Consider the following 1,333-nt stretch of genomic DNA (forward strand, 5'->3'; position numbering starts at 1 on the left):
TGGATTTGACCCCATAGATCCAGACACTTTTTCCCGCTTAGGGTTGTGATACCCGACTGCGCAGAAATTCCCGAGGTGAACGGTATCCCAAGGCGCTGTGCGGGTGGTGTTCGTTATAATGCTCAAACGCGATGGCCAAGTTGCCTACCGCTGTTCGGCTATCTGGTTTCGGCATAATCTCGATATAGTCTCGCTTCATCGTCTTGACGAAGCTCTCCGCTATACCGTTGCTCTGTGGGCTTCTCACCGCAGTCGTTCTGGGCTCCAACCCGATTTCTCGTGCAAACGCGCGGGTCTCATGGGCGCGATACGCCGAGCCATTATCAGTCAGCCACTCCACCGGTGATGCCGGCAACGAATCCCCGAAGCGTCGTTCGACAGACCTCAGCATGACATCTTGCACCGTGTCACTGTTGTACCCCCCAGTACTGGCAGCCCAGTCCAAGGTTTCCCTGTCACAGCAGTCCATAGCGAACGTGACTCGTAGTTTTTCACCATTATCGCAGCGAAACTCGAAGCCATCTGAGCACCAACGTCGATTGCTCTCTTTGACGGCAACACGCCCCTTATGTGCCCGCTGGGTCAATGGTGCAGCCGGTTTTCTTTCCAGCAGCAGGCCATGATCGCGCATGACGCGATATACCCGTTTGGCGTTTACCACAGGCTGTCGTGTTGCCTCTGACTGACGCCGTAACAGCGCCCAGACTCGGCGATAGCCATAGGAGGGAAGCTCAGCCATCGCCTCCATGATCCGGCCAAGTAAGGCTGCATCATCATGCTGGCGATGATTACGACCATCTTGCCAACCTGGTTTTCGATGAACACGAACGGATAGCTGCGCACGCGATACATTAAGGGCCTGGCTCACAGCACTTAATCGTCGTCCCCCGGCAACAAGGGCGCATGCGCAATCCATTTTTTTGCTCGACCATACTCCACGGCTTCTTTGAGGATCTCGTTCTCCATGGTCTTCTTCCCGAGCAGACGCTGGAGCTCTCGGATCTGCTTGATGGCAGCAGCCAACTCGGAGGCTGGAACAACATCCTCACCGGCGGTGATCGCCGTGAGAGACCCTTCCTGGAATTGCTTACGCCATTTGAAAAGCTGGTTGGCGTTGACGTCGTGCAAGCGAGCGACATGAGAGACGGTCATTCCGGGCTCAAAGGTCTGCTGCACGATGGAGATCTTTTCCTGCGGAGTCCGGCGTCGACGGCGCTCAGCCCCTGTTAACACTTCGACCATCTTCTCGTTGCGACTAGTACTGAACATAGTTCCAAGACTACCTCTTAAGTTAAGAGGGGCGAAGTGTCTGGATCTTCAAGGGGCCAATCTA

Annotated in this window: 1 protein-coding gene; it reads right to left on the reverse strand. The window is 55.2% G+C overall.

The annotated features are described in order from the left end of the window. Window positions 1-37 precede the first annotated feature (37 nt). Window positions 38-1,242, reverse strand: a protein-coding gene (locus BN1129_RS07800) for an IS3 family transposase (RefSeq protein WP_157013305.1) whose coding sequence is annotated in 2 segments (ribosomal slippage) — window positions 38-924 and window positions 924-1,242 — 1,206 coding nt in all. Because the reading frame shifts where the segments join, the coding sequence is not laid out codon by codon here. Between the last annotated feature and the right edge of the window lie 91 nt (window positions 1,243-1,333).

Source organism: Aeromonas popoffii (genome assembly GCF_000820025.1).
GTDB classification, from domain to species: domain Bacteria; phylum Pseudomonadota; class Gammaproteobacteria; order Enterobacterales; family Aeromonadaceae; genus Aeromonas; species Aeromonas popoffii.